Here is a 25,598-nt window from a genome sequence, read left to right on the forward strand (position 1 = left end):
CCATCGATGGGCTCACCTGACCGCCATGACGTGGAAAGCCAGCCCTCTGCGCTGCTCCATCATCATGATGACCTTCGCCGTGGACATCGTCGGCCTGCCGCTTCTGGCGTTCATACTCCGAGACTTCACCAACGCAGCGTTGCACGGCCACCGAGACGCGGCCCTGCGCTATGGCGTTATCGCAGCGCTCACATGGGCCATCAGCGACCAAGGCATCGGCGTCCGCAACCTGCTGCGCAACGACCTCCGCGAACAAGTGGGGCTCGCACTCAGCGAGCGCCGGCTTCACCTCGTCTCCGGCATCCCCGGTATCGCTCATCTCGAAGACCCCCACGCACTCGACCAAATCCACATCGGCGAAAACGGCCAGCAAGTCGCTGACGTCGTGTGCGCCGCAGCCGAGACCATCGCCAACATCCTGGCCGTAGGAGCCACTCTGGTCGTCCTGTCCTCGGTGTCCCCCTGGCTCATGCTCCTGCTCCCGCTGGGCATCCCCACCCTCTGGTTCAACCGCCGCGGCCAAACCGCGGTGCGAACCGCCATGGACAAGGCCGCGCAGCCCCAGCGCATCGCCGACAGCCTCATGGACCGCCTGCTCGATCCGGTGTCGGCGATCGAACTCCGCGTCACCGGCGCCGGCCAGACACTCCTCGACGAGTACGAGCAACGCTGGAATACCGCCACCCGGACCATCATGCGAGCAAAGGTACGAGCTGCCCTCTGGCTGGCCGCTGGATGGCTCATCTTCCTCGGCGGATACGGCGGCGCGCTCATTCTGATCGTGTGGAATATCAGCCATGGTCACGGTAGCCCCGGCGACCTCGTCTTCATGCTGGCCATCGCCCGCCAGCAGCAACAGCTCATCCAAGAAACCGTGCTGCGGTTTCGCAACATGCTCGAAGGACTACAGGTCGCGGAGGCGTACTTCTGGCTCCAGGACAGTGCCACTGAGCATGCTGAAGTGCACGAGTCCCAGGTCGCAATTCCGCAACGCCTGACCCACGGCATTGACCTCGAGCATGTGTCGTTCGCCTACCCAGGAACAGATCGGAAGGTCCTCGACGATATCACCCTCCACCTGCGTGCCGGCTCCATGGTTGCCCTTGTTGGCCCACATGGTTCTGGCAAGACCTCGATCGTTAAATTGCTGACACAGATGTACCAGCCCACCGAGGGGCGCATCGTCATCGACGGAACCACCTCCACGGGCCTATCCGTCAATGACTGGCGCGAAAGAACCAGCGCCGCTTTCCAGGACTTCGTCAGATTCCAGACTCTTGCCATGGAAGCAGTCGGCGTCGGCGACCTCCCGCACCAATCTGACCGCACACGAGTACGACAGGCCATTCACCTCGGCGGCGCCGAAACCGTCATGGACACCCTGCCCGAAGGGTTGGATACCCAACTCGGTTCGGTTTTCTCTGGGGTAAATCTGTCCGGAGGACAGTGGCAAAAGCTGGCGCTAGCCCGGGCCTGTATGCGGAACAATCCTCTCCTGCTGGTTCTGGACGAACCTACGGCAGCCCTCGACCCTATCAGTGAATACAAAATATTCCGTCATCATCTGGCCATTGCCCGGCGCATGGGAAAAGACTACGGAACCGTCACTATCATCATCTCCCACCGGTTCTCCACAGTCCGCATGGCCGACCAAATCGTCGTACTCGCGGGCGGTGCAGTCATCGAACAAGGATCCCACGAATCCCTGATAGGCGCTCAGGGAACCTATGCCGGAATGTATGAGGCGCAACAGCGCGCTTATCTGGATGGAGAACGCCATGATGGCTGACACATTCCCAGACGGTACCTTTCCCGTGAGCCCCGAACAGGAAAGTACCCTCCACCTCGCCAAAGTGTTCGGTAGTGCCGTACAGCGCAACGTACTGATCGAAGTGCCACTCCCCCGACGACTAGACCGCGACCGCATAAGATCTGCCCTGGTGCAGCTCAGCGAGATTCACCCCGCACTGCGGTATGCACTCTCCCCGAACGACAGCAGTCGGCAGTACATATCCGACCGACCTTTGAGCCTGGACCCCGCACATGACGGGAAGATCCCTGAAGTTGACGCCTGTCGACTGGCCCTCCGCCTCCGCAGCCCAGGACGCGACAACGGGCCACGTGGATATGCTGAAATCCACCACGCCGAGGACGGGCGCCCCACGCTGCTGGCCGCTTTCGATCACTTGATATGCGATGGAGCCTCGCGCGACATACTCATACGCCACATTATTGAGCTCACCAGCGGACTCGACATCCCTACCCCGGCGGTGACACTGAAGAAATACTGCACCGACCGGATTTCCGTTTACACCCAGGAGAGAACCGGCGAGCAGGAATGTAATTCCTGGTCCAGGTTACTTCAAAACGTGCGGCCGCTGACCGGCCTTCACGAGTCTATGCTAAGTGCCGCACCCGCCCGACAAGGCAGCGCGACATGGAAATCATCGGCCATCTATCCAGCCGTGCGGGCCCTGGTGTCAGAGACGCGCAGCACGCCGTTCGCTGTAGTGGCAGGACTCCTCGCTATAGCCATTTGGAGGCGAACTCGGATAGAGTCGAGCGCCCTCGTCACTCCGATCTCCAATCGCCGCACCGCACCATTGGAGAATCTGGTGGCCAATCTAGTAAATGAACGACCGATCCCTTATCGCGTGAAACCAGAAATGACCCCCAAGCGGGTAATTGAACTCATTCAGCAGAATACGTACTCGGCGATGCAGAACTCACAGGTATCGATCCCGACGCTCGGGGAAAGAGTTCCGGAATTCTCTGACTTCTTCGACGGCAACGGGGTCAACTATCTGCAATTGCAGGTCACTTCCGCAGAACGGGACGACCCAGGGTTTCGGGATGTTCAGGATGGATTCGGGATTGATGTAGATGCGGGCATCTATCAACCTTCGAGCAGTGTCACGTGCACCATCATGAGAGTCCACATAATGCCTTCCGCGGTGCGTATCGGAACTTTTCATGGGGGTTCCCTGGGTGGTCACGAGGTAGCGAAGCATCTATCTGAGGAACTCAAAGATCTGATGGAAATGTCCATCGAGCAGGCGAACCGTCCCCTTTCTTCCTACGCCTGAGATACGCCTCGGACGTACTCGCGGCGATACCCCGCGTGGAACCGCAGGTTCGCCAGCTGTCGGATGGCGAGCCGCTGATCAGGCGGGATGCCAGGTGGTTTGAGAATGCGGAGGCCCGGTGTTCTCAACCGACTTGGCTTTCGCGGAAGTCGCGTTCGCGATAGAGGCAGAATCTCCGGTAGAGGGGGTCCTGGGTTCCGAGGATGGTGTAGATCCGGGCGAATCGTCGGCTCAGTTCGGCGGTTGTCGCCAGGTAGAGCTCCTTGGGGTCGAGGGCGGTGGTGGGCGGGTCGAGGATCAGGTGCGTCAGCACCACGATCTCGGGGAACGCCGCGAGGTAGCTGCGGTCCTCGGCCGAAATCTTCTCGCTGACGGCGATCGCCTCGACTCGGTCGAGGCGATCGGTCCACTCCCTCCCGAGGTCAATCGGCATGCCATAGGCGGACCAGTCCTCGACGATTTTCCGCGCCAGTGTCAACGGCCATGTAGTTCTGGCTCTTCGGCGCTTTCCGTGAAGCCGTTGATCTTGGGGTAGCCCTCCCGGGTGGGGGATCATGCCTGTGGTCTGCTGAAAGTTCTGCTCCCGTGCCTGTCCAGCGTGGTCATCGACGAGGTGGTCAGGAGCGGCAGTTCCGTACGGTTCACCGCGAGATGCGTGGCGCCGGCGGCGCGGTGTCCCGGGTGCGGGACGTCTGCGAGGCGGGTCCACAGCCGGTACGTGCGAAAACCTGCTGATACGGCGGTCGGCGGGCAGCCCGCGGTGATCGACCTGCAGGTCCGTCGCTTCTTCTGCGACAACAGCGACTGCGGGAAGAAGACGTTCGCCGAGCAGGTCGAGGGCCTCACCTGGCGATACGGGCGGCGGACCGTGCTCCTGCAACGGGCCCTGGAGCAGGTGGCGTTGATAGTGGGTGGCTCGGCTGGTGAGCGGCTTGCGGCCAAGTTGTCCATGCCGGTCAGTGGCTCGACCCTCTTGCGGCTGATCCGGCGCCTGGAGCTGCCGGCGGTCCCCGCGGTCGAGGTCCTGGGGGTCGACGAGTTCGCTTTCAGGCGTGGTCGGAAGTTCGGCACGATTCTGGTCGACATGCACTCGCGCCGCCCCGTGGACGTGCTCCCCGACCACACCGCGGACACTTTCGCCGCCTGGCTCCAGGGGCGTGACCATGTCCGCGCGGTCTGCCGGGATCGCGGTGGATCGTTCACCGAAGGCGCCCAACGCGCCCTGCCCGGTGTTCCGCAGGTTGCCGATCGGTGGCACGTCCTGCACAACCTGGCCACCGCAGTTGAGAAAACGATTCGCCATCACCGCCCCTGCATCCAGCCGCCCGAACCGCCACCCGCTCCGGACCCCGGACCCGAGCACGAGCCGCCCGTGATCACCCGCTCCGAGGAGAACGCCCGAGCCCGGTGGCAGCAAATCCATCCCCTCTACGCGAAGGGCATGAAGATCGACACGATCAGCCAGATCACCCGCTACGACCGCACCACCGTCCGCCGTTACGCCAAGGCCACCTCACCTGAGGAACTCATCCGGCCCCGCCCTCGCCGCCGCACCAACCTGGACATGCACAAGCCCTACCTGCTCGCGCGCTGGACGGAAGGCTGGGACAACGCGCAGATCCTGCGTGACGAGATCGCCGCCTGCGGCTACACCGGCTCCCGCAAGACCGTCCGTCGCTTCCTCAACTCCCTGGGAAACAGGGCGAAGCCGCCAACCATCTCGACCCCTCCGCCATCGGTGGCCGACGTCGTGCGCTGGATCATCGGACGGCCCGAAAACCAGAGCGAGACCGCCCGACAACAGCTCAAAGACCTATGCGACCGCTGCCAGTACATCGCGGCCACGAACCGACTCGCTCGCAGCTTCGCCACAATCCTGCGACGCCGCGACGGACACCGTCTCGTCGACTGGCTCGAGGAAGTCGAACAGAGTGAACTCAAGGAACTGCACGTCTTCGCCAACGGAGTGCGCAACGACCTCTCGGCCGTCACCGCCGGCCTGACCGTCCCCTAGAACTCCGGCGCGGTCGAAGGACACGTCAACCGGATCAAGATGCTCAAACGCCAGCACTACGGACGAGCCAGCTCGACCTACTCCGACGACGCATCCTCCTTGCTCACTGACCCAGCCCACTCAGCACGCCCCTTCGGGCAGCAGCTGAACGACACCCACCCAGGGGAACTCGCCCGTCGTGTGGACCGCACGGACGCGCCACCGGCCAGCCGACAGAGCAACCGGAGCCTGCTCGGGCCGACCACCGTCCGGGTACTCCTCGTTGAGTTCGGCTCCTGCCGTGGTGGAGTCCATGAGCACGGCCGGTCCGTCCGTCTCCCAGACACCGACGTCTTCCCACTCGGCATCGGGATCGGCGAGGACGGCCTGCGCCGCAGTGAGCAGTTCGCTTTCCGAGTCGGCGGCCAGCCAACGTATGAACACCCGCCGCTCGGGCAAGTAGCGGCTCGTGGCAGGCTCGTCTGCAAGGACCAGGGCCTTGGCGCCGTTGGAGCCAACGTCGAGCAGTCCGGCCCAGTCCTCGACGGCGCAAGCTCGGTCATAGTCCTCCACGGGACTCGATTCCTCGCCCCAGTTCTCCGAACAGCCACCCCATTCCGCCAGCACGGACACGGGCACAGCGATCAACGGGCCGCCCAGGGACTCCACCCAGCCCGCAGACCTTCGGCTTGAACGAGAGACAGCACGCGAAGAGTGATCCATGCGAGCAGTGTGCCGTCAGCCACTGACAACGTGCCGCCGAGAGCCCAAGATCCTCAGCTTCACGGAAAGCGCCGAAGAGCCAGCTTGTCATGGCCGCCGTCACCGTATTCCCGACGTCACCGGGGACGTCGACGGCTCTGTCTCAACCTCGGGCCAGGCCCACGCTATCTGCTCGTCGGTAACCACGACGTACAGCAGATCTGCCGTGCGCTCGATGTCGACCTGGAACAGCACTACCCCCACACCGATGATGTGCGGCGTTACGTCGCGGCAGGGCACCCGCTGCGCTGTCTGCGCATCCGCCTAGACCCCGGCGACGGCTACATCGCCCCCACCGAGTTCCTGCCCCACGACGGCTCCACCGCCGCCATCAACCAGCCCTCTGTCGCAGCCTTCTGGCACGGGCATGCATATCGCGTCAGTCCCCCGCTTCAATTCGACGTGCCCAGTTGTTAGGCACTCCATAGAGCCGCACGTCGAAAACTGGTCACGTGAAGGCTTTAACTCGACATACTCCAGGCCGAGTTGCGCCGTAGCGTCGCTGTCGCCCGTCAGCAGATGCGGCATCTCACGTCGCGGGTTACCGCAGGACTACGAGGCTGAGCCCTCTCCCCTGATGAGATCAAGGAACGGAGCAAACCGTGGTGAATCTCCGGGCATTCCAAGAGTTCCAATATCCGACGCTACCGTTATTCGGGGACGCCGACACCGACTCGCTGGCCAGCACGCTGCGGGCCATCACGCCGCGGCGCGCACCGTTGCACGTGGACACGCTGCACCTGCTGAACGTCCGCTACGACATGCTCCCGGACACCGGCGCGTGGCACATGTCCTGGGAGCCGGTCGCCCAGATCCCGTTGGGCGGCGCCGCGGCCGGGGAGGCGGGCCGTGGACGGTGAGTCAGGCGTGCGGGCAACCCGCCCGCACGCCGAGGCTTCGGCCGGCCAGGAGCGCGGGCGGCCCGGGACGCGATGGCCTGCCTGGGCTGCACTGCGCGCGGACCTCGCCGTTCTGGCCCACCGCAGGCCCGCGGTGTGCCGGATGACAGAGCTCGGCCGCTCGCGCGAGGGCCGCCCGCTGGAGTTGCTGAGTATCGACGGCGGACCGCATGCACTGCTCGTGGTCGGCGGTGTCCACGCGAACGAAGTGGTGTCAGCGGCGACGCTGCAGGTCCTCGTGCGCCGGGTCCTGGACGAGCCGGAGCTGCGCCACCAGTGGTCGTGGCACTTCGTTTCCTGCATCGACCCGGACGGAGCGGTCCTCAACGAGGGCTGGTCCCACACCGGCCGGCCCCCTGAGCTGAGCGCCTATCACCGCGGCTTCTTCCGCCCCGCCCTCAACGAGCAACCGGAGTGGTCCCTGCCCGGCGATGACACCGGCGCCACCACCGCAGAGGGCACAGCCTTGATGAAGGCGATCGACCTGACCCGGCCGGCCCTCATGGCGGCGCTGCACTGCCGGGACTCGCAGGGAACCTATCTGACCGCATCCACGGCGGTGGACGGACTCGACACCCTGCTCGCCGATGCCGCCGCCCGCCATGGGCTGAGCGTCGATCCGCACCCGTGTGACGGCATCGGCGCGCCCGCCGCAGGACGCGGTGTAGTGCTGCTGCCGCCACCAGACATCCCAAGGTCGCCGGACACCGTTCCGCGCGGGAGGGGCAGCGCCGCGCATGCCTCCCGGTACGGCACGCTGAGCGTGTATCCCGAAGTGCCGATGTGGCACAGCCGCCCACTGGCCCTCGGCGCGGAGGACGGGGCGGACCACCTCGACCAGGCGTCCGCCCGGCTTGGCACGCTCTGGCAGACGGTGCGTGCGCAGGGGCCGGACACCGTGTTCACCACCGCGATCACCGACACGCTCACCATCATGGACCGCATGGCGCCGCTGCTGCGTCAGCATCCGCAGGAAGGAAACCAGCAGGACCTGGCCCTGCTGGTACCCCTGCGGGCGACGGGCATGCTGCTGCGCCATCTGGACACCCTGCTCGCCTGCTCCCCCGGCCGCCCCCGCGGCCTGGCAGACCAACGCGACGCAGTGAGCGACGAGTTCGAGCGCCGGGCCCGAGCAGCCGCCGCGGCCCTTACCCCCCGGCCGCAGTCCGTGGCCGCCCTGACCGGCTTCCAGATCAGCATCATTCTCGGCGCCGCCCGCCTCATCACCTGACCCGCCATACACCCGCAGCAATTCGGCCAACTCATCAGCCACACCGGCCACTTGAAGCAGACGAAGCGACAGGATCCCCTCCGGATCCGCGCGCCCCCTTCCCCTCACCGCCCGAGCAGCTCCGCCCGAAGGAATCATGACTGTGTCCGCGTTCACCTCACCGCTGTGCGAGCGACTCCTGCACGCCAAGTCCGCCCACGCACACGGCGCCTTTGATACCGCCGTCACCCGCTACACGGCGCTCCTGCCCGACCTGGAACAGCACCACGAGCCCGCCCACCCGACCGTCCTGGACGCCCGGCTGCAGCTCGCGTTCTCCCTGTACGGTCTGGCACGATACCCGCAGGCAGAGCAGCAGTTGCGGATCGTCGTCGAAGCCCGCACCGCCCTGCATGGGCCCGCGCACGCGGACACCCTCGACGCCCGCGCCCGCGCCCGCCTCGCCGAGGCCCTCGCCGCGCAGGACCTGCTCGAGCAGGCAGAAACACTCCTGGCCCAGGCCGTCCGCGACACCGACCACCTCCCCGCACCCGAGCGGGAGCCCGCCTTAGCCGACCTGCGGCTGGCGCTGGCCTGGCTGCACTACCGCCGCGAGCAGTACGCGCAAGCCGTGGCGCTCATCGAGCCGGCCCACGCCCAACTGGCCGCCGCCCACGGGGACGACCACCACAAAACGGTGTCGGTACGCACCCTGTGGGCCGACTGCCTCACCCGCACCGGAAACCACACCTCCGCCGCCTCGCACGCCTCTGCGGCGCTGCAGACCCGCACCCTCGTCCTCGGCGCCGACCACCCCTACACCCTGTACAACGTCGCGCTGCTTGCCTCCATCGAGAACAGCGCCGGGAACACCGCCCGCGCCGCCGAGCTGGCCCGGGCCGCACTGCCGAAAGCGGAACAGGCCCTGGGCGGCGAGCACCCCCTCACCACACGGTTGCACATCCTGTCCGAGGGGGCACAGACGTGATCGGCAGCACGCCACGGGGCAGCGCATGCCGGAATCCGATCACGGTGAGACCCGCGGCATGCGGGCCCTGCCGACGACGCCCGCCGACCGGCACGGCCGCGGGGACCGCCCTCCTCGAACGCCGCACTCACCCGGGCACTGCCGTACCCCACCGACGCGAGAACCCCGTCCACAACCGGCCGTCACCTTTCGGTCAACTCCACATCGCCACCGCCCGTTTGACGGCCACGGACGGCACGATCCGACGGGGAGGCCGGGAGGCCGGACCATGGCCATGTCACGATCGCGCAGGGGGAAGTCGATGACGCTGCTCTATTCGGTATTGCCGCTCAGAAAGACGCTGCTCTATTCGGTATTGCCGCTCAGAAAGCGGCTGCTGTTCGCCCGTTTCACCTTCGCACTGGCTACGTTCCGCCAGGGCGACTTCGAGGCCACCGTGAAGCGGTTCGACAAGCTGCTCCCCAGGCTGGAACGCTCCTGGCCCGGCCTGGTGAAAGATGCCCGCCTGCACCTCGCCTACGCGCTCTGCGGACTGGGCCGGCATGCACAGGCCGAGGCGCATCTGCGGATCGTCGTCGAGAATCGGTCCGCCGTCCGGGGCCTGGAGCGCGCGTCGACCGTCGAAGCCTGCGCTCTGCTGGCCAAGACCCTCGGGGCGCAGGACCGTATCGAACAGGCGCAAACCCTCCTGGACGAGGCCGTCCCTTACGCCGAGCAACTCCCTGAACTGTGGCGCACCACGGCGGTCGCCGACCTGCAGGTGGCCAGGGCCGGGCTGCTGTTGCAGCGGGGCCGGCCCGCCGAGGCCGCTGCCCTTGCCGGCCCGGCCCACACCCTGTTGACCGCTGTCCATGGCACCGGCCATTACAAGGTGCTGTCCGCGCAGAGTCTGTGGGCCGACTGTCTCGCCCGCACCGGCGCACTCGACCATGCCGTTCGGCAGGCCGAGGGCGCCCTCGCGATCCGCACCCGTGAACTCGGCCGCAACCACCCCTACACCCGGGACAGTGCAGCCCTGCTGGCCAGGATCGAGAACCTCGAGAACGGGGGCCACCCGCGTGCGGGCGCCACCGGTCCAGCCGGGCAGTCGCCGCCGAAGGCCACCCCCGGCCCATTAGAGCACCCGGACGTCCCCGACGCGGAGGCAGACGAATGAGCCGCGCACCACGGTCTGTCGGACAAGACGGCCGACGGTGGCACTCGCGGCTCCCGGTCAACGAGGTGTTCCATCAAGGGGTGGTGCAGGGCGAGGGCCCGTACGCCGGGCGGGCCTGCGCCTTCATCCGGCTGGGCTGGTGCAATCTGCACTGTCCGCCGTGCGACACCAAACCGACCTGGGACACCACTCAGTACGACCTCACCGAGACCTGCCCGGACACCGAGATCACGGCCATCGTCGCGGGGCTACCGGACACGGTGCGCCTCGTGGTGATCTCTGGCGGCGAGGGGCTGCTGTGGCAGCGCGTCCCGGCCTTCCACCACATGACCGACGCGCTCGCCGCACGCGGGATCGAGATGCACATGGAGACGAACGGAACCATTCCGCCCAGCGAGGCGACCAATGCGCGGATCCGGCACTACAGCGTCTCGCCGAAACTATCCGCGATGGGCGGCGCCGACCCCGCCCACCGCCGTATCAAACCCGCCGTGCTCACGGCCTTCACCGAACTCGCCCACCAGGGGCGTGCGGTCTTCAAGTTCGTGGTCGCCGACGACGGACACCTCGACGAGGTTGCCACGTTCGCCCGCACCCACCACCTCGACCCGTCCTGGGTATGGGTCATGCCCGAAGCCGGCGACCTCGACACGCTGCTGGCCCGCCAGCCCGCCATCACCGCAGGCGGCGCGCAGCGCGGCTTCAACGTCTCCACCCGCCTGCACCTGATCGCCCAATGCCGTTGACCACACCCGCCGAGCACATCCCGCAACGAAACGACGCCTTCACGGAGGACAACCCCCATGGACACGGACAGCGCCCACAGCAACTACCACGCGGCAGAGAGGGCCTACGCGGCCGGCCGCTACGCCCAGGCCCTGCCCCTGTTCCGGCAAGCCGTCGCCGAACTGGAGGCCCTGCACGGGCCGGAGCACGACCTGGTACTGCAGGCCCAAGTGGACCAGGGCATCACCCTGTTCAACCTGGGCCGCTACCCCGACGCGGAGACCGTCCAGCGCCGCGCCCTGGAGGGACGGCTGCGCACGGTGGGAGCCGATCACGGCGCCACGCTCCACACTCGGGCCCGGCTGGCCGAGTCGGTCGGATACCAAGGCCGCTGGGAGGAGGCCGAGGCCCTCGCCCAGGAGACCATCGCCCGCGGCCAGGCCCGCGGACGGGGTGCGCACACCGCGGTGATATCGGCCCGGCTCACCCTCGCCTGGATCCGCCGCCACCAGGAGAACTGGCCCGAGGCGATCGAGGGCGCCCGCACCGTACTGGAGATGTGCCAAGGACAACGCGACGTCACCCACGACGCCATGGCCGCCCGCTGCCTGCTGGTGCGCTGCCTCCTGGCCGCCGACGACCTGGACGAGGCCGAGCAACAGGCCGTCGCCGTACGCGAGTTGCGCCACCGCCACTTGGGGGCCGAGCACCCGTACACCCTCTCCAGCAGCATCGATCTGGCGCGCGTTCTCCACGCCGCCGGCCGCCACACCGACTCCCGGCCGCTCGCCGAGAACCTCCTGCCCGCCGCCGAACGCGTCCTGGGCACCGGGCACACCGACACCCTCCAGCTGCGCGCCCTGCTCGCCGCATAACCCAGCCACCACACACCGCCCGCCGCGACCCCGAGCCCCCGCACCGCCTGACCCTGCACACCCATCGTTCCTACACCCACTGGAGAAGCATCTGATGGACACCGTGACGATCATCCCCGGCCTGACCGTTGACCGGGAGTTGTACGACGCCGCCGTCGCCGGCCTGGCAGCCCACCTCCCCGAAGAACAGCTGACCTGGCAGGAGTTCACCAGCCGTTATGCGAAGGCGAGTTGACGGAAGGAGTTCCGGACGTCGGTGAGGGGCTGGCGGTCGCGGGTGTAGTAGAGCTTGTTGGTCAGCAGTACGGCCCACCGGTCCTGGGCCGGGCTGATCCACATGCCGGTGCCGGTGAACCCGTAGTGCACCCACACGTCCTGCTCGGCGGTCGTGCCGGGAGCCGGATGCCAGAACAGACCTCGCTCCGGCTGGAGTTCGCCGGTCTGGATGGTGAGCGAGGCGGTTGTCCACTCGGAACCGAACCCGGCCCGGGTGGCTGCGGCAGAGCCGTTGAGCATGTAGCGCAGGAACGCGGCGAGGTCGTCGAGGATCGTGAAGACGCCGGCGATTCCGCAGACGCTGCCGAGGAGGCGGGCGGAGAAGTCGTGGGCGGTGCCCTTGAGGTGCGTATCGGAGTCCTGGTCGAGCTCAGTGGGCGCGCAGCGGGCCGCGAGCTGCGTCGGCAGCGGGCCGAACTGGGTGGAGTTCATGCCGAGCGGGTTCCAGGTGCGGGCACCGGCGAGCTGGTCGAGGGGCTGGGCGGAGAGGTGCTCGGCGAGGAAACCGAGGATGAGGGCGGCCCGGTCGGTGTATTCGACGGCCTGCCCGGGTGGGCGGTGCAGTTCCTCGTGCAGAACCCCGCTGCGGATCGCGTCCTCGTTCGTGCCGTACAGGTTCTTCAGCTGGGCGCGCAGCGGGACGCCTGCGGTGTGGGTGAGCAGCTGGTGGGCGGTCACCACGGCGAGCGGGTGGCCTTCGACGTCGGGCCAGAAGGTGCCGAGGGAGGCGTCGAGGTCGAGGACTCCGTCTTCCCACAGGGCGCCGATGGACGACCAGACGGCGAGGATCTTGGTGAGGCTCGCGGCGTCGAAGATGGTGTCGGGCCGCATCTTCACGCCAGGGTCGTCAGGGTCGAGGACGCCGGTGGCCCCCGAAGCGTGGACTCCGGCCGCGGTCCCGACGGCCCACACCGCGCCGGGATAGACCTTGTCGCGGACGCCTTCGTCCAGCAGAGCTTCGATGCGGTCGATCGCGTACGTCATGGTCTCCCTGTTCGCCGTCGGCATCCCGCGTGTCAGCGTAGTGAGACGCCCGTTGTGATCCGTGGCTTTCCCGGCCGAGGCGAGCCGGGTTCCTCCTGGTGCCGGGTGCGTGGTGCCCCGGCCCGTCCGTACGCACGCGCCGACTGGGTGGCTCGGGCGCCCGGTCCGGCCGCTGCCGGGACCCACCCGTTCGAGTGAATACGTTGGACGCCTTGGCATCGTGTCTGACTATCTGTTCCGCATGTATCAGAACGTCCCTTTGGGATCCCTTGGCCGTGCCTGGGCGAAGCGGCAGTCCGGCTGTGACTACTGCGGCAACGGCGTCGCGATGACGAAGCGCGCGCAGCACCGCGTGGACCCGGACTTCGACGCGTGGCCGTCGCCGGCGGGCGAAGTGTCCACGATCGTCGAGCTGTGGTCGTGCGACTACTGCGGCAAGGTGACCGTCGATCTGAGCACCGTCCGCTATCGGATCGAACAGGCTGAGAAGGACGGGGCCGAGGAGCCGGAGCTGGAAGAGCTGGAACACCAGCAGCTGTGGCCGTTGGCGCAGCCCCGCGAGCTCGCAGACGATGTTCCCGCCTGTGTCCGGGAGGTCTTCCACGAGGCAGCGACGGCCGAGTGCCACGCTCTGTACCGGCTGGCCGGCGTCGGATACCGGTCGGCTGTCGAGGCCATGTGCAAGGAGCGCGGCTCGACCGGCGGCAACATCAAGGCGCGCATCGACGGCTTGAACCAAGTGGCGGGTCTCCCGCAGAACGTCGTGGACGGGCTCCAGGAGACCCGGATCGTCGGCAACGACAGCGTCCACGACGGCCTGGCCTACTCGGCCGAGGAGATCGCCGACCTCGCCGGATACATCGAGGAGGCGGCCTATCTGCTCTATGTCGTTCCGGCGGAGCGGGCGCGGATGAGCGCGTCCCGCTCGGCCCGACGTTCGGCGAGCCAGTCGGGCGCCGCCCTGCCCGCCCCGGCCGCGGGCCGGCCGTGAGGGTGCTGCTGCGGGCCCGGTGGGGCGGGCCCCTAGTTCTCGTGTCTGGCCTGCGGGTTCAGGTGAGTTCACGGCCGAGTTCCGTCAGGGCCTCGGCGGTCGCCGACAGGGGAAATCGGGCGGCATTGGCGTAGCCGGCCTGGCTCAGGGCGGGCAGCAGGCCGGGGGCCGTGCGCAGCCGCTCGATCTCATGGGCGAGCGCAGTGGTGTGGGTGAAGTCGGTGGCCACGCCGGAGGCGGCGAGGGCCTCGCTCAGCCCGGGGACGGGTTGGTAGAGGACCGGCAGGCCGCAGGCTTGGGCTTCGAGAGCGACCAGGCCCATGGCCTCCAGGGTGGTGGAGGGCATGACGAGGACGTCGTGCTCGGCGAACGCCTGCCACAGCTGCGGGCGGCGCAGCCAGCCGAGATAGCGGGCCCGCACGCCGGATCTCTGCAGCAGCGGGGCAAGGGCGTGGAACTGGGTGGTTGGGGCGGCGATGGACAGTTCGACACCCGGGATCGGAGCCAGGCTCTTCACCAGGTTCTCGGCGCCCTTCTCGGCGGTCAGCCGGCCCGCGTACAGCAGCCGCAGATGGCTGGTTGACGTCCGCGGGGGCCGTACGGGCGGGGCGGCGAGCAGCCGGTCGGGGATGCCCCAGGGGATGCGGGTGATCTTGCGGCGGTCGAGTTGCGGGGCGAGGCGCAGGAGGCGGTCGGCCATGGCGCTGGTGGGCACGACGATGGTGTCCGCGGCACGCGCGCTCTCGCGCAGGATCTGCAGCTGGTCGCGGTGGGTCTCGGCGAACAGGAGGTCGGTGCCGTGGACCAGGGCGATGCGCGGGTGGTCGGGAAGGGCGCGGATCAGGGCGGGGGTGGCGCCGAAGGCGAGGTGCTGCAGGTGCAGGACGTTGATGCGGGCGGCGTCGAGCGTGGCGGTCAGGGCCCGGCGTAGTGAGGCGACGTAGTGGCCGAAGGTCGGTCCCTCCAGGCACTTCCCGGCGACGGACAGCAGCTCGAGCCCGGCCGGCAGGCGGGGCGGCACTCCGGGCGGGGCGAGCATGAAGGCCCGCGCGGGGATGAGGGGTTGGTCTCCGGTGTAGAGGTCGAGGAAGAGTTCGACGCTGCCGCCGGGGCTGCCGGCGGGCAGGTCGAGCATCGTGGCGGCCAGCGGCGGGGGGCTCGCAGAGGGGCTCATGGACGGCCTCCGCGGATCTCCTCGTAGAGGCGGGAGATGTCGATGCCGTTGGTGGTCGCGTACTTCGCGGCCTGCTGCTGGTAGCTGGCGGCGGCGCCGAAGGCGCTGAGGAAGATGAGCTTGCCGAACGTCATGCCCGGATAGATCCGTACCGGACGGGCGGCCCGGATCTCCAGGGTCCAGCGGATCGCGTGGCCCTGGTGCCCCAGCGGCGCGGAGACGTGGACCCAGATGCCGAGCGAGCCGGTGGTGCGGTCGCCGTTGAGCATCTGGGCGAACTTCTCCGAGCCGGTCTTCTCCAGGGTGACGCCGAGGTACAGGACGTCCGGTCGGAGCACGAACCCGTCGGCGGTCAGGGCCCGTTCGGTGAAGTCGGTGGGCGCCGCGGCGTCCAGGTCGCCGCCGCAGATACGCAGCGTGTCGCCGAGCCGCCAGTCGTAGGCGTTCGGGGAGAGGCGGGCCGGGTCGAAGGGGTCGATGGTGATGTCCCCCGCTTTCACGGCGTCGGCAATCGCGGGGCCGGTGAGGATCACGAGGCGACCGCCCGAATCCGGGTGACGTCGCGCCAGTAGGCGGAGGGCTGCGGGCCGGTGGCGGCCTGGTACTTGCCCGCGTAGAGGTCGACGTCGCCGGTGGAGACGAAGAACATGATCTGCCCGATCTTCATCCCGGCGTACACGCGCAAGGGGCGGATCGGGGAGAGCATCAGGGTCCACTGGCCGTGGAAGCCGATGTCCCCGATCGGGGCGGTGATCTCGACGAACAGGCCGAGCCGGCCGACCGAGGAGCGTCCGAACAGCAGCGGGACGAAGGTGTCGGAGCCGACCGTCTCCAGGGTGTGGCCCAGGTAGAGCTCCCCGGGCTGCAGCACGTACCCGTCCTCACCTATCTCGATGGACCGGGTGGGGTTGGGCCTGAAGGCGTCGATGACCGCCACGGTGTAGGTGAGCAACGTGGGGCCGAGGCGGACGTTGTAGCTGTTGGGGTTGACCTGGTCCGCCTCGAACGGGGCGATGGACAAGCGTCCGTCGTGGGCGGCAGTACTGATCTCGGGACCGGTGAGGATCATCGTTCGGCCTCCTACGGGGTCTGGGGAAGCGGCGTGGCGATGACGGGGCGGACGGCCTGGCCGAGGCGGAGCCCGGCCTGGTGGGTGCGGCCGTCCAGGAAGGTGCCGGCGAGGTAGTCGGTGGTCAGCACGGACCGCAGGTCGTGCGGCAGCGGGCGCGGGGCAACCACCAAGGGGCCAGTCTGTTCGGTGAGTTCGGCCAGCAAGGCGTCAAGGTGGCCGCGGTGCCGGTCGGGCAGGCGGGCGTGGACGAGCTGGTTGTCGAAGGGCTCGATGGCCAGGAGGTCGGCGAGGGTGAGGTGGTCGCCGAGCTGGACGGGGCGCAGGACCGTCTCGTTGAGCAGGACGGCGTCCGCTCCGAGCCCGGTGTGCAGGCGCTGGGCGATCTGTCCGAGGAGGCGGCCCCGGTCCAGGAGCGTGCCTCGGTAGGGCTCGTTGACGGTGCCGAGGACGGCGGACAGGGTCCGGCCGGTGAAGGCGATCTTCTCGGCCAGGACCGCGAGGTCCTGGGGGACGTGCTCGGTGTGGGGGAAGCGGGTGGTGCGGGCGCCCCAGCCGCCGGGGACCGCTTCGGCCAGTGCGTATCCGGCGCCGAGCTCGGCGCCCTTGAGGACGAGGGTGTCGCCGACGTTGATGGGGCCGTAGGTGTCGCTGTGGCAGTGCCCGGCGAAGATGACGTCGGCGAACGGGCAGGCGGCGGCGAGTTTCAGGTCCTCGGCGAACCCGGAGTGCGACAGCACGATCCAGGCGTCGGCCCGGTGGTGGTGTTCCAGCATCACCGCGCGCAGCGCGCGGGCCGGGTCGGTGGCCTGCTGACCTTCCCGCTGATGGGCGGGGATGCAGTTGAACGCCTGCACGCCCATGACGGCGGTGACGGCGACCCGTCGCCCCTTGATCCGTACAAGGCGGACCCTGGCGAACAGCGGGGCGCCGTCGGCTTCGCGCACCGCGTTGGCACACACGGTCATCGCGTGCAGCTCGGGCTCGAAGTAGTGCAGCCAGCCGTGGTTGCCCGGGGCCAGGACGTCGTACAAGCCGGTCAGGATCTCGCGCTCCAGCTGACCCTTCCCCAGGTGGTAGTAGCCGCTGCCTTCGAAGAAGTCGCCGCAGTCGGCGATGAGCGAGGTGGCCTTCAAGGCGTGCAGGTGGGCGAGCAGGCCGGTGGCGGCGGTGCCGAGCGTGGAGTGGACGTCGGTCGTCGCGATGATGCGCTGCAGTTTCCGGGCGGCCATCACGGTGCCTCGGTGATGTCGGCGCCCAGGCGGCGGAGCTTGGCGGGCAGGTCGGCGTGTCCGCGGCGCAGCTGGTGAAGGCCGGAGACGGTGGTGACGCCGCGGGCGTTCAGGGCGGCGATCAGCAGGGCCGATCCGGTGCGGATGTCCATCGCCCTCACCGCAGCGCCGGTCAGCCGCTGGGATCCGGTGAGGCGGCACAGGGTGGGCGTGAGCTCTTCGATCTCCGCGCCGAGAAGGCCGAGTTGGGGCAGCAGGTTGCCGTGGCGCCCGGGGTTGATGTCGTCGCTGAAGGTGTGCAGGCCGGGCAGCGTGAGCGCGAGCGCCATGAGCGGGGGCTCGAAGTCGGCGTCCAGGCCGTCCGGTTCCAGGGTGGCGATCGCCCGCAGCGGCCGGCCGGGGAGGTCGCCGGGCCGGTGGACGGTGAGCGCGTCGGGGGCGATCGTGACGGGGATGCCGAGCCTGTTCAGCAGTTCGGCGAACGGCGCCAGGTCGGGGCCGTGGATGCCCTCGATGCGGCCCTCTCCGCCGGTGGCGGCGATCGCGCAGGCCAGGGTGCCCGCCTCGATCTTGTCGCCGGGCACGGAGAACGCGACGCTCCCCGCCGTAACTTCGGGTGGCGGTGACAGGGAGATGCTCTCCTGGCTGGCGTGGGCGTTCCACCCGGCGGTGCGTAACGCGGCGAGCACGCCGGTGGTCTCCGGGGCGAGGTTCGGATTGCCCAGCTCCAGACGGCTTCCCGCGGCGACGGCTCGCAGGATGGCGGCAATGGTGGCGCCGCGGGAGCGGAACGGCAGGGGCAGGCGCACCCAGTCGCGTCCCGGTCCGGCCAGTACGTGGTAGCCGGTGTCATCGCAGAGCACGGTGTCGCCGAAGGTCTCGTACACCTTGAAGTGGAGTTCCATGCCGCGGTCGCCGACCTGGCAGCCGCCCGGCCAGGGCAAACGGGCCTCACCGCACACGGCCAGGAGCGGCGCCACCAGGTAGTACGAGGCGCGGATCCGTGCGGCGTCGGCCAGTTCGGGGATCCCGTCGACGCGGGGGCCGGGGCGCAGGATCGCCGCGGAAGGGCTGGTGACGGGGCGGTCGACGCGGTAGCCGGAGTGCTGCAGCAGGTCGAGCATGAGCTGGACGTCCGCGCTGGCCGGGACGTTGGAAAGCTGAACCGGTCGGCCCAGTGCCGCGGCGGCGGCCAGGAGCGGCAGGGCCGCATTCTTCGAGCCGTCCACGCAGACGGTGCCGGTCAGCGGACTGCCGGGGCGGACAGCCAGGGCGTCAGGGCCGCACCTGCGGGTGGGGACGATCGACATCAAGGACCTCCAGGTCAGGCACGGTTGGGGCTGAAGGCGGTGCCGCAGTGCGGTGGCTCATCGCTCAGGGGCGGTCCGGCCGCCGGCATCAGGTGCGGCAGCGGCCGGACCGCGTACGGTGCCGCCCGTCAAGGAGGAGGGGCGGGCGGCGCCCGCCGCACGCGTGTCCCGGGCCGCCGGAACCGGTGGTGCGGCACCGGCCCTGTCGACGCCCGCTCACGGGGGCGGCCATCGAGGGGCCGGAGGAACAGCGTCAGATCACGTGCCGGTGTACGGGAGATGGGCCCGGACCTGCTTGCCGATCGGGGTGAGCGCCACGTCCCAGCCCGGCGCGAGAAAGTCGATCAGCGACAGGCCCCGCCCGGAGACGGCCGTCGGATCGTCCATCGCCACCCCGGACCGCTCGGGCATCTGCACCGGATCGGGGTCATGGACCTTCACCCACACTCCCTCATCGGCGGTGTCCGCCTCGACCTCCACGACCAGCGGGACCAGGTCGCCGCAGGCCCGCACCGCGTTCCCGATGAGTTCGGAGGCGACGAGCTGCGCGTTCTCCGCGGTCTCGCTGTCGACGCCGACCTCAGCGAGGGTCTTGCCCGCCATCTCCCGGACCAGGTGCAGGTGGTCGGCGGACGCGTTTATGTGCACCGCGAACCCGCGGTCCTTCGTCACCAGGTAGAACCCGGGGGCGGCCTCCATCACCGTCTCCGCCATGAGCGTCATGGCTTCCTCCGTGGCACGGCGCACGGCCGCGCATCGCGATCTCGCTCACGCCAAGCACCCGCCAACTCGCGGACGGTGACGCGCCTTTGAAAAAGAGCATGCACCGCTTGAACGCCAACTCGCAATATTGTCACCGGAAGTTGAGAGTCGGTTCTGTTGTTCTATCGACTTGAAACCCGCGGTGGTGAAACACTCCGCATATGCCGAATGCGCGCCCCGTACCCACCGTGCGCCGCCGTCGCCTGGGCGAGGCCCTGCGCCAGTTCCGCACCCAGGCCGGGCCCGGCGGCGAAGGGCTCACCCTCGACGAGGCCGTCGAGGAAGTCATCCGCCGCGACAAGGAAGCCGGCGGCGACGGCGGCACCTGGGCCTCCTCGAAGCTGTCCCGGATCGAGACCGCGAAGGCCCATATCCGCCCCGCCGAGGTCACCCAGCTCCTCAAGGCGTACGGCCTGGACGCCAAGAAGGAAGCCGACATCTTCACCGCCCTGGAGGGCCTGGCCAAGCACGCGAGTCAGAAAGGCTGGTGGCAGACCTACAGCGGCGTCGTTTCCCCGGCCTACGCCGACTACATCTCGCTCGAGTCCGACGCCGAGTCCATCCGGATCTGGTCGCCCCAGCTCATTCCGGGGCTGCTGCAGAACGCCGCGTACGCCCGCGAGACCATCGCCACCAACGCCACGACCCGCACCGCCGAGGAAGTCACCGCGCTCGCCGAGGTCCGCATGGCCCGCCAAGCCGTCCTGTCCCGGCCGGAAGGCGCCCTGAAGTTCTGGGCGATCATCGACGAGCGCGTGCTCCACCAGCAGTTCGCCACCCGGCCCACCCTCATGCGCGACCAGCTGCGCCGCCTGGTCGAGGCCGCCGAGCTGCCCAACATCACGCTCCAGGTGATGCCGCTCCACACGGCCCTGCACCCGGGCACCAGCGGCGGCTTCAGCCTCGTCGGCTTCCCGCGCCCCATGCCTGACGTCGTCTTGTTGGAGAACCTGATCGGCGCGTCCTACGTTGAGGCCGACGGCGACGTCCAGACCTACGCCGACGCCTTCGAGAAGATCGTTGCGTCTGCGCTGTCGAGCGACGAATCGCTGGCACTGATCACCCGCAAATTGGAAGAAGGAAACCGTACGTGAACCACGACAAGGCCGAGCTGTACGCCCTCGACCTCACCGACGCCGACTGGACGAAGTCCTCGTTCAGCGCCGGCGAGAACGACTGCGTGGAGATCACCGTCCTGCCCGGCGGCGGCCGGGCTGTGCGCGACTCCAAGCACCCCGAGCGTGAAGCCCTGCGCTACACCGCCACAGAATGGGCCGCCTTCCGGCAAGCCATGATCGCCGGGGAGCTCTGACCTGCGGCTACTGAACATACGGCGCCTGCTTTCCCCCGAACCAACCGCGGGAAAGCAGGCGCCGCAGTATGTCAGCACTACCCCGATCACCGCCCGGTGTCACACCCCCACGCCACCAGGGACCGGGACCACGAGCGCTGCGCCAGCGCGGCACCTGTATGTGAACGCACCAGCGTGCCGCGGTGGTTGAGCTGGAGAGCCCGGGACCCGCGGGTATGCCGGCCCTGTTCCCTCGGGCAGCGCGCTACTGGATGATCGCTTTCGACGGGCCGCACCCCGGCGGGCGGCCGGGAGGAGATACACGTGTTCGTCGACGCAGCCGTCACCAGCAAGCTGGTCGAGCAGGCTCTGCCCCTGATGCCGTTCCTCGACGACGGCCAGGAGTTCGCCACCTATGACCATCTCGAAGAATGGAAGGAGCGTCGCAAGCAGAGCGGCAAGGGCCCCGATCTGGGCGATCCCGAGAAGTGGTCGGTCCGGCTCAGCGCCCCGCTTATGCCGGAGATGATCGAGGTCGGGCATGAGCAGGTGTTCTCGGCCCTGAGCACGATTGCCTACCACGACCGGGACGCCAGTCCCTGGGGACGGGCCACTCAGGATCTCCAGGCATGGCTCTTCCTCCCGGAAAACGTCTCGGGCCTGGAGAGCAAGCCCAGCGACGCATCGGCCGTCGCGGTGCTGCTGGCCGCCCTGTATGGCGACCGAGGCTACCTCTTCCTCGCTGAGGCGAACCGCTACCTGGAGACGCCCCGTGATGAACAGTGAGCCGGCCATCCACGAGATCATGGCCGCTTCCTTCGAGCCATATCTCGCGGCGGTAGCTGCCCAGTTCAGCTGGGAGCGTCCTCGGCCCTCGCGGTGAAGCGCAGCCACGCGCTGAGTGCCGCCTGCAGCTCGGTCACCGCAGCCCGGTCGAGGTTCTCGCCGGTCCTGCCGACGTGCAGCCTCACCCCGTCGCCTGTGACGGTCCAGCCGACCGGCAGTCGCGGCGGGGAGCTGATGGACGAGCCGTGGGCGAGGGTCCGCAGCATCGCCTCAACGCGCGGCGGGACAGGCTGTTCACGGGGTTTCCAAGCGACGTTGGCGGGCCGGGTGGGCAAGCCGAGGGAGGTACGGAATGCCTGGATGGCGGTGTCCAGCGACTGCGGCGTATTCGGGGCCGCCCCGGTGAAGGCATGCAGCAGCTCGCGGTGCGGAGTCACGGGGAGGGGCGGAAGCTCCTCCACGTCGAGGCGAACCACGGCCGGCGGGATGAGCGGGCGACGGTAGCCCTTCTTTGTGTAATGGACGTGGTGCTCGCGCAGTTTGGCAATTGGGCGAGCCAGCGGGTTCTCGCCCTTGAAGTCCGGGTTTGGGCTGGTCAACGCGATCGACGGCTCCGGCCGGGACACCCGAGGCAGCTTCCCGTAGATACCTTGAGCGCGATGCAGCACGCCTGACTCGGTCACCAACGCCGTCACCTGCCGACCGGTTGCGTCATTACCCAGCCGAAACCCCACAACCAGCGTCGCCATCAGGCTGATCTCCCTCCACCAACACTGCCACGCTAGCCAGTAGATATGTCCCACGCCTCGGGATGCCGCAGGTTTCCCCGAAACTGACGCCGACGAGCCAGGCAGCTGCCCAGACGGCACGGCGAAGGCGTTGTCAGTGGCGTACGGCATGGTGGAGCCATGAGCACGCGTGCGACGGGTCACAGCACCGAAACAGAGCGGCAGATCCCAGCCCGGTTGTCCGAGATCGGACCCGGCTGGCGCTCCTTGCTGCAGCGCCTGCACCAAGACCTCTCCGATCTTGCCCCGGACTATCAACTCGACTCCCTCACCAGCCGATTCGGCGGACTCCGGATCAGCCTCGCCGACCGTTTCGACACGGACGGAGAGTTCGACGGGAACTTCGCCGACCGCGCTGGCGCCCTTATCGACGCCGCCGAGATCGAATCCGAGAAGACCTGCGAGACGTGCGGTCGGCTGGGCCGCCCACGCTTTCACGGGGACCAGACTCGTACCTCGATCGTCACGCTGTGCGAGTCCTGCCACGCTCGGCCGCAGCCCTGACCCCTGACGCACCACCTCGACCGGCAGAGTCGTCCGCAACGGCGGCATCAAGCTGCACGGTGACAAAATTGACACCAACATCCTTGATTCTCAGGGGCGTTGCTGCCTGAGCCGGTACGTTATCCGGTCGTGAAGCCGTTCATGTTCCGCATCGCCCCCGCCGATTCCGCTCACCGGGGAACGATGAGAGGGGAGACGAGGGCGTGATGCTGGACGCAGGGAGGGGCCGCAGAGGTGAGTAGCACCGGAGACGCGGGCGAAGGCCGTGTGCAGCTGTACATGGAGGAACGTGGCTGGAAGCTGATCGAAGGAGGGGTCGGCCTCAGGACCGAGGACTTCGATCTCGTCTTCAAGCGGGGCAGCCACGTCCTGGTGACTCAGATCAAGACCTCCAGTGCGGACGACGGGCGGATCCTGTACCGGAACACGCACCCGCACGAATCCGCCAACGCCCTGGTAGACAAAGCGATCGCCCGCAGTGGGCGCGCCATCATGGTTCTGGTCCACCTGCCCGAGGCACCGACAATCACCCTTGTCACACGCGACGGACATCCCGTGCTGGAGACCACCATGCCCGAGCCCAGCCTTATCACTTGGGCAGATCCCGTCGACTTCGCGGCCAAGGTCGAGAAGGAGAGAGATGAGTACGCCAGCAGCACGTATCTGATTGGAAAGAGGAAAGGCCAGCCGCGCCGGCGGGAAGGTCTCTGGTACCCGGTATGCGTCGATGAGTTCCCCGCCCTGTCATCGCTCCTGGAGGACCTCGAAGTCGGGGACGAGGACCGGTGACCTGCCCAACTCGCCGTGATCCTCGACACATCGGACGTTCGGGGTGGGGGCGGAATGCGACATTACTCGTCTCACCCAACGCGACACCCACTGCTCGCCTCCACCGCTCGAAAGCGACACGACCTGCGGGGGACACAGCCTGTGCCGCGACTTCAGCTGCCGGATCGTCGTACGGGCCCAGCGGCGTTGCCGTGGTGGGCACGATCGGCAATGCCGCCTTGTTCGGCGGCCCGGCGGCCGTCGGAGCCCTCGCGACCGCCACCACCTTGCCCGTCGCGCTCACTGTTCCCATCGCCCTGGCGTTGCTGCTCGCCCTCGCCGCGCGAGCCGTCACACCACCTCAGGGCCGCTGACGCCCTCCGGCTCGCCGGACGTCCGGCCCGTGAACCGAGCACCTCGCTCCCCTACCACCCCGTGCGCCTTCCCGACACGAGACAAGGAACGGCACGATGCCAGCCGGAAATCCGCTCCCGGCAGCGGGAAGTCGAGGACGGCGCTACGGCCATGGCCAGGCGACTGTGCTGCTCCCGACAGCGCCCCAACGAATCCAGCACGGTGGACAACTCCCTTGTGTCGACTGCCGTATGTATGGTTGAGCAGCCATGGATCGCAACAATGCGGAGGGCTCTCTGTGACACTGCCCCTTTCATCTTTGCCCCTCACAGAGCGACATCCATTCACTCGGTATGCCCTCGCAGTAAATACATTCCGGCAGGGCAAATTTGAGGCTACGGTCAAGCGGCTTGACAAACTCGCGCCCAGCCTGGAAAGACGCTCGCTACTCAGCCAGGCCCTGGTGGAAGAAGCAGGCATACAACTCGCCTATGCGCTGCACGGACTAGGCCGGCACGCGCACGCCGAGACGCATCTGCGGTGCGTCGTCGAAGCGCGGATCGCCGATTGGAGCCGAGATTGCGCAGCTACGCTCGAAGCCTGCGCCCGGCTCGCCGAGGTCATCGGAGCACAGCGCCGTATCACGCAGGCAGAAACCCTCCTTGACGAGGCAGTCGAACACGCCGAGCAACTGCCGCAGTTTCGACGGAGCGAGACGATCGCGGACCTGCAAATGGTCATATCCTGGCTGCAGTTACGCGACGGTCGGCCAGCAGAGGCCGCTGTCCTTGTCGGCCCGGCCCACGCACAATTGACCTCCGGCTATGGCAGCGATGACTACGAGGTACTGTCCGCACAGACCCTCTGGGTCGACTGCCTCGCCCGCACCGGCAAACTCAACTTCGCGGCCCAGAAGGCCAAGGACGCCCTCACGATCCGCCCACGCGAACTCGGCGCGGACCACCCCTACACCCGGACAACGCAACCCCGCTGGCCAGCATCGAGAACGCCTGCCGCCCAGGCGAGAGCTCCACTGGGCGGACTGGGCAGTCGCCGCAGGATCCCGGCCGCAACGCCCCGGACGCGCGGCCTGACGATTAGGCTGCGGACCGAGATCACGTGTACAGGACAGCCGAGGCCGGCACTCGCGGTTCCCGGTCAACGAAGTTCTCCACATGGAATGGTGCACGGACAACCGCCTCGGCGACGGTCAGGTCGAGCTCGGAAACGGCTTCTCTCAAAGCCCACGGGCACCGTGTACGGGGAGGCGCGCACATGAATGAGCAGTCGGAACCACGAGCACAGCCCCAGTGGAGGCACTGGCACCGACGCGTGCTCGCGACCTTCATAGGCATGTTATGCGGAATGGGTTACTACGCCTGGGCAGTCCGTGATGGAGCGCGCTTCCAAGTATGGCTTCTCGTCCTCTTCTCGGGCGTGGGCGCGATCCTGGCGAGGCGGATCATCAACAAAGTCACCGCCGGGCGATGAGACTGTTCGGCCGACCCTGGCCGAACAGGTCATGAGCCGGGTCGCCACGGCATGACGTCCGCGCTCACCAGCGTTTTCACATACTGACGCCAGCAGGGGCATGAGGCTCCTCGCGGCGGTGGC

28 protein-coding genes are annotated in these 25,598 nt (G+C 68.0%); 17 read left to right on the forward strand and 11 right to left on the reverse strand.

The features are described 5' to 3' along the window. The first annotated feature begins 25 nt into the window (after nucleotides 1-25). Nucleotides 26-1,789, forward strand: coding sequence for an ABC transporter ATP-binding protein (locus tag ACIBUY_RS03705; RefSeq protein ID WP_399151618.1), 1,764 nt, complete (start codon nucleotides 26-28; stop codon nucleotides 1,787-1,789). Nucleotides 1,790-1,814: 25 nt separating this feature from the next. Then, entirely contained in the window at nucleotides 1,815-3,086 is a 1,272-nt protein-coding gene (locus ACIBUY_RS03710) for a condensation domain-containing protein (RefSeq protein WP_399151619.1), read from the forward strand. A gap of 124 nt (nucleotides 3,087-3,210) precedes the next feature. Here the strand turns inward: ACIBUY_RS03710 and ACIBUY_RS03715 are convergent, their stop codons facing one another. Then, nucleotides 3,211-3,564 (reverse strand): hypothetical protein, encoded by a 354-nt coding sequence (locus ACIBUY_RS03715; RefSeq protein ID WP_399151620.1) that lies wholly within the window; start codon nucleotides 3,562-3,564, stop codon nucleotides 3,211-3,213. A gap of 177 nt (nucleotides 3,565-3,741) precedes the next feature. On the opposite strand from ACIBUY_RS03715, the gene ACIBUY_RS03720 reads away from it, so the two are divergent. Next, on the forward strand, nucleotides 3,742-5,100 hold the full coding sequence (locus tag ACIBUY_RS03720) for an ISL3 family transposase (protein ID WP_399152152.1): 1,359 nt from the start codon (nucleotides 3,742-3,744) through the stop codon (nucleotides 5,098-5,100). A gap of 120 nt (nucleotides 5,101-5,220) precedes the next feature. Here the strand turns inward: ACIBUY_RS03720 and ACIBUY_RS03725 are convergent, their stop codons facing one another. Then, entirely contained in the window at nucleotides 5,221-5,802 is a 582-nt protein-coding gene (locus ACIBUY_RS03725) for an Imm21 family immunity protein (RefSeq protein ID WP_399151621.1), read from the reverse strand. Between the two features lie 764 nt (nucleotides 5,803-6,566). Here ACIBUY_RS03725 and ACIBUY_RS03730 point away from each other — a divergent pair. The 7 genes from ACIBUY_RS03730 (at nucleotide 6,567) to ACIBUY_RS03760 (ending at nucleotide 11,930) form a co-directional block, all read left to right on the forward strand. Beyond that, the gene (locus ACIBUY_RS03730; protein ID WP_399151622.1) at nucleotides 6,567-6,701 is read left to right on the forward strand and encodes a hypothetical protein; all 135 of its coding nucleotides are present in this window, start codon (nucleotides 6,567-6,569) and stop codon (nucleotides 6,699-6,701) included. 7 nt (nucleotides 6,702-6,708) lie between these two features. Continuing rightward, nucleotides 6,709-7,971 carry a M14 family zinc carboxypeptidase gene (locus ACIBUY_RS03735; protein ID WP_399151623.1) on the forward strand — a complete coding sequence of 421 codons (1,263 nt, stop codon included), beginning with the start codon at nucleotides 6,709-6,711 and terminating at the stop codon, nucleotides 7,969-7,971. Nucleotides 7,972-8,107: 136 nt separating this feature from the next. Continuing rightward, nucleotides 8,108-8,938, forward strand: a complete 831-nt coding sequence (locus tag ACIBUY_RS03740) for a tetratricopeptide repeat protein (RefSeq protein ID WP_399151624.1) — start codon at nucleotides 8,108-8,110, stop codon at nucleotides 8,936-8,938. 301 nt (nucleotides 8,939-9,239) lie between these two features. Then, the gene (locus ACIBUY_RS03745) at nucleotides 9,240-10,094 is read left to right on the forward strand and encodes a tetratricopeptide repeat protein (RefSeq protein WP_399151625.1); all 855 of its coding nucleotides are present in this window, start codon (nucleotides 9,240-9,242) and stop codon (nucleotides 10,092-10,094) included. An 80-nt stretch (nucleotides 10,095-10,174) separates the two neighbouring features. Continuing rightward, nucleotides 10,175-10,840, forward strand: a complete 666-nt coding sequence (locus ACIBUY_RS03750) for a 7-carboxy-7-deazaguanine synthase QueE (RefSeq protein ID WP_399151626.1) — start codon at nucleotides 10,175-10,177, stop codon at nucleotides 10,838-10,840. A 57-nt stretch (nucleotides 10,841-10,897) separates the two neighbouring features. Next, complete coding sequence (locus ACIBUY_RS03755; protein WP_399151627.1) at nucleotides 10,898-11,695, forward strand: tetratricopeptide repeat protein; 798 nt, start codon at nucleotides 10,898-10,900, stop codon at nucleotides 11,693-11,695. A gap of 94 nt (nucleotides 11,696-11,789) precedes the next feature. Continuing rightward, a complete protein-coding gene (locus tag ACIBUY_RS03760; RefSeq protein ID WP_399151628.1) occupies nucleotides 11,790-11,930 on the forward strand; it encodes a hypothetical protein in 141 nt (46 codons plus the stop codon). On the opposite strand, the gene ACIBUY_RS03765 is transcribed toward ACIBUY_RS03760, so the two are convergent. Further along, nucleotides 11,912-12,955, reverse strand: a complete 1,044-nt coding sequence (locus ACIBUY_RS03765; RefSeq protein WP_399152153.1) for a serine hydrolase domain-containing protein — start codon at nucleotides 12,953-12,955, stop codon at nucleotides 11,912-11,914. The genes ACIBUY_RS03760 and ACIBUY_RS03765 overlap by 19 nt on opposite strands. 241 nt (nucleotides 12,956-13,196) lie before the next feature. Between ACIBUY_RS03765 and ACIBUY_RS03770 the strand changes: the two genes are divergently transcribed. Beyond that, nucleotides 13,197-13,946 carry a DUF4145 domain-containing protein gene (locus tag ACIBUY_RS03770; RefSeq protein ID WP_399151629.1) on the forward strand — a complete coding sequence of 250 codons (750 nt, stop codon included), beginning with the start codon at nucleotides 13,197-13,199 and terminating at the stop codon, nucleotides 13,944-13,946. Nucleotides 13,947-14,004: 58 nt separating this feature from the next. On the opposite strand, the gene ACIBUY_RS03775 is transcribed toward ACIBUY_RS03770, so the two are convergent. The 6 genes from ACIBUY_RS03775 to ACIBUY_RS03800 form a co-directional block, all read right to left on the reverse strand. After that, on the reverse strand, nucleotides 14,005-15,120 hold the full coding sequence (locus tag ACIBUY_RS03775; protein WP_399151630.1) for a glycosyltransferase family 4 protein: 1,116 nt from the start codon (nucleotides 15,118-15,120) through the stop codon (nucleotides 14,005-14,007). Beyond that, nucleotides 15,117-15,653, reverse strand: a complete 537-nt coding sequence (locus ACIBUY_RS03780; protein WP_399151631.1) for a dCTP deaminase domain-containing protein — start codon at nucleotides 15,651-15,653, stop codon at nucleotides 15,117-15,119. Before ACIBUY_RS03780 ends, ACIBUY_RS03775 begins: the two co-directional genes overlap by 4 nt. Beyond that, nucleotides 15,650-16,189 carry a dCTP deaminase gene (gene dcd / locus ACIBUY_RS03785; protein WP_399151632.1) on the reverse strand — a complete coding sequence of 180 codons (540 nt, stop codon included), beginning with the start codon at nucleotides 16,187-16,189 and terminating at the stop codon, nucleotides 15,650-15,652. The genes ACIBUY_RS03780 and dcd overlap by 4 nt, the downstream gene beginning before the upstream one ends. An 11-nt stretch (nucleotides 16,190-16,200) precedes the next feature. Beyond that, entirely contained in the window at nucleotides 16,201-17,421 is a 1,221-nt protein-coding gene (locus ACIBUY_RS03790) for a bifunctional metallophosphatase/5'-nucleotidase (RefSeq protein ID WP_399151633.1), read from the reverse strand. Further along, nucleotides 17,421-18,731: a UDP-N-acetylglucosamine 1-carboxyvinyltransferase gene (locus ACIBUY_RS03795; RefSeq protein ID WP_399151634.1), complete on the reverse strand. Its 1,311-nt coding sequence runs from the start codon at nucleotides 18,729-18,731 to the stop codon at nucleotides 17,421-17,423. Before ACIBUY_RS03795 ends, ACIBUY_RS03790 begins: the two co-directional genes overlap by 1 nt. Nucleotides 18,732-18,989: 258 nt before the next feature. Continuing rightward, entirely contained in the window at nucleotides 18,990-19,454 is a 465-nt protein-coding gene (locus ACIBUY_RS03800; RefSeq protein ID WP_399151635.1) for an ATP-binding protein, read from the reverse strand. Between the two features lie 200 nt (nucleotides 19,455-19,654). Between ACIBUY_RS03800 and ACIBUY_RS03805 the strand changes: the two genes are divergently transcribed. The 3 genes from ACIBUY_RS03805 to ACIBUY_RS03815 all read left to right on the forward strand — a co-directional run bounded on the left by ACIBUY_RS03805 (nucleotide 19,655) and on the right by ACIBUY_RS03815 (nucleotide 21,570). Further along, nucleotides 19,655-20,587 (forward strand): helix-turn-helix domain-containing protein, encoded by a 933-nt coding sequence (locus ACIBUY_RS03805; RefSeq protein ID WP_399151636.1) that lies wholly within the window; start codon nucleotides 19,655-19,657, stop codon nucleotides 20,585-20,587. Continuing rightward, nucleotides 20,584-20,805, forward strand: a complete 222-nt coding sequence (locus ACIBUY_RS03810; protein WP_399151637.1) for a DUF397 domain-containing protein — start codon at nucleotides 20,584-20,586, stop codon at nucleotides 20,803-20,805. Before ACIBUY_RS03805 ends, ACIBUY_RS03810 begins: the two co-directional genes overlap by 4 nt. A 303-nt stretch (nucleotides 20,806-21,108) precedes the next feature. Beyond that, on the forward strand, nucleotides 21,109-21,570 hold the full coding sequence (locus ACIBUY_RS03815) for a hypothetical protein (RefSeq protein WP_399151638.1): 462 nt from the start codon (nucleotides 21,109-21,111) through the stop codon (nucleotides 21,568-21,570). 65 nt (nucleotides 21,571-21,635) lie between these two features. Here ACIBUY_RS03815 and ACIBUY_RS03820 read toward each other — a convergent pair whose 3' ends face one another. Further along, the gene (locus tag ACIBUY_RS03820) at nucleotides 21,636-22,319 is read right to left on the reverse strand and encodes a hypothetical protein (protein WP_399151639.1); all 684 of its coding nucleotides are present in this window, start codon (nucleotides 22,317-22,319) and stop codon (nucleotides 21,636-21,638) included. A gap of 159 nt (nucleotides 22,320-22,478) precedes the next feature. Here ACIBUY_RS03820 and ACIBUY_RS03825 point away from each other — a divergent pair, with 159 nt between their 5' ends. From ACIBUY_RS03825 to ACIBUY_RS03835, 3 genes are all read left to right on the forward strand, one after another. Beyond that, nucleotides 22,479-22,862 (forward strand): hypothetical protein, encoded by a 384-nt coding sequence (locus tag ACIBUY_RS03825; RefSeq protein WP_399151640.1) that lies wholly within the window; start codon nucleotides 22,479-22,481, stop codon nucleotides 22,860-22,862. Nucleotides 22,863-23,096: 234 nt separating this feature from the next. Further along, nucleotides 23,097-23,651, forward strand: a complete 555-nt coding sequence (locus tag ACIBUY_RS03830) for a hypothetical protein (protein ID WP_399151641.1) — start codon at nucleotides 23,097-23,099, stop codon at nucleotides 23,649-23,651. A 191-nt stretch (nucleotides 23,652-23,842) separates the two neighbouring features. Continuing rightward, nucleotides 23,843-24,004 carry a hypothetical protein gene (locus ACIBUY_RS03835; protein ID WP_399151642.1) on the forward strand — a complete coding sequence of 54 codons (162 nt, stop codon included), beginning with the start codon at nucleotides 23,843-23,845 and terminating at the stop codon, nucleotides 24,002-24,004. Between the two features lie 485 nt (nucleotides 24,005-24,489). On the opposite strand, the gene ACIBUY_RS03840 is transcribed toward ACIBUY_RS03835, so the two are convergent. Next, nucleotides 24,490-24,717: a hypothetical protein gene (locus ACIBUY_RS03840; protein WP_399151643.1), complete on the reverse strand. Its 228-nt coding sequence runs from the start codon at nucleotides 24,715-24,717 to the stop codon at nucleotides 24,490-24,492. Nucleotides 24,718-25,598 lie beyond the last annotated feature (881 nt).

This window comes from Streptomyces sp. NPDC050085, from assembly GCF_044460595.1.
Taxonomy (GTDB): Bacteria; Actinomycetota; Actinomycetes; order Streptomycetales; family Streptomycetaceae; genus Streptomyces.

Coding starts and splice junctions, on each gene's coding strand:
- ACIBUY_RS03705 (WP_399151618.1), top strand. CDS start 26: ATGACGTGGAAAGCCAGCCCTCTGCGCTGCTCCATCATCATGATGACC.
- ACIBUY_RS03725 (WP_399151621.1), bottom strand. CDS start 5,802: ATGGATCACTCTTCGCGTGCTGTCTCTCGTTCAAGCCGAAGGTCTGCG.
- ACIBUY_RS03740 (WP_399151624.1), top strand. CDS start 8,108: ATGACTGTGTCCGCGTTCACCTCACCGCTGTGCGAGCGACTCCTGCAC.
- ACIBUY_RS03745 (WP_399151625.1), top strand. CDS start 9,240: ATGACGCTGCTCTATTCGGTATTGCCGCTCAGAAAGACGCTGCTCTAT.
- ACIBUY_RS03755 (WP_399151627.1), top strand. CDS start 10,898: ATGGACACGGACAGCGCCCACAGCAACTACCACGCGGCAGAGAGGGCC.
- ACIBUY_RS03760 (WP_399151628.1), top strand. CDS start 11,790: ATGGACACCGTGACGATCATCCCCGGCCTGACCGTTGACCGGGAGTTG.
- ACIBUY_RS03765 (WP_399152153.1), bottom strand. CDS start 12,955: ATGACGTACGCGATCGACCGCATCGAAGCTCTGCTGGACGAAGGCGTC.
- ACIBUY_RS03770 (WP_399151629.1), top strand. CDS start 13,197: ATGTATCAGAACGTCCCTTTGGGATCCCTTGGCCGTGCCTGGGCGAAG.
- ACIBUY_RS03775 (WP_399151630.1), bottom strand. CDS start 15,120: ATGAGCCCCTCTGCGAGCCCCCCGCCGCTGGCCGCCACGATGCTCGAC.
- dcd (WP_399151632.1), bottom strand. CDS start 16,189: ATGATCCTCACCGGTCCCGAGATCAGTACTGCCGCCCACGACGGACGC.
- ACIBUY_RS03790 (WP_399151633.1), bottom strand. CDS start 17,421: ATGGCCGCCCGGAAACTGCAGCGCATCATCGCGACGACCGACGTCCAC.
- ACIBUY_RS03795 (WP_399151634.1), bottom strand. CDS start 18,731: ATGTCGATCGTCCCCACCCGCAGGTGCGGCCCTGACGCCCTGGCTGTC.
- ACIBUY_RS03800 (WP_399151635.1), bottom strand. CDS start 19,454: ATGACGCTCATGGCGGAGACGGTGATGGAGGCCGCCCCCGGGTTCTAC.
- ACIBUY_RS03805 (WP_399151636.1), top strand. CDS start 19,655: ATGCCGAATGCGCGCCCCGTACCCACCGTGCGCCGCCGTCGCCTGGGC.
- ACIBUY_RS03820 (WP_399151639.1), bottom strand. CDS start 22,319: ATGGCGACGCTGGTTGTGGGGTTTCGGCTGGGTAATGACGCAACCGGT.
- ACIBUY_RS03825 (WP_399151640.1), top strand. CDS start 22,479: ATGAGCACGCGTGCGACGGGTCACAGCACCGAAACAGAGCGGCAGATC.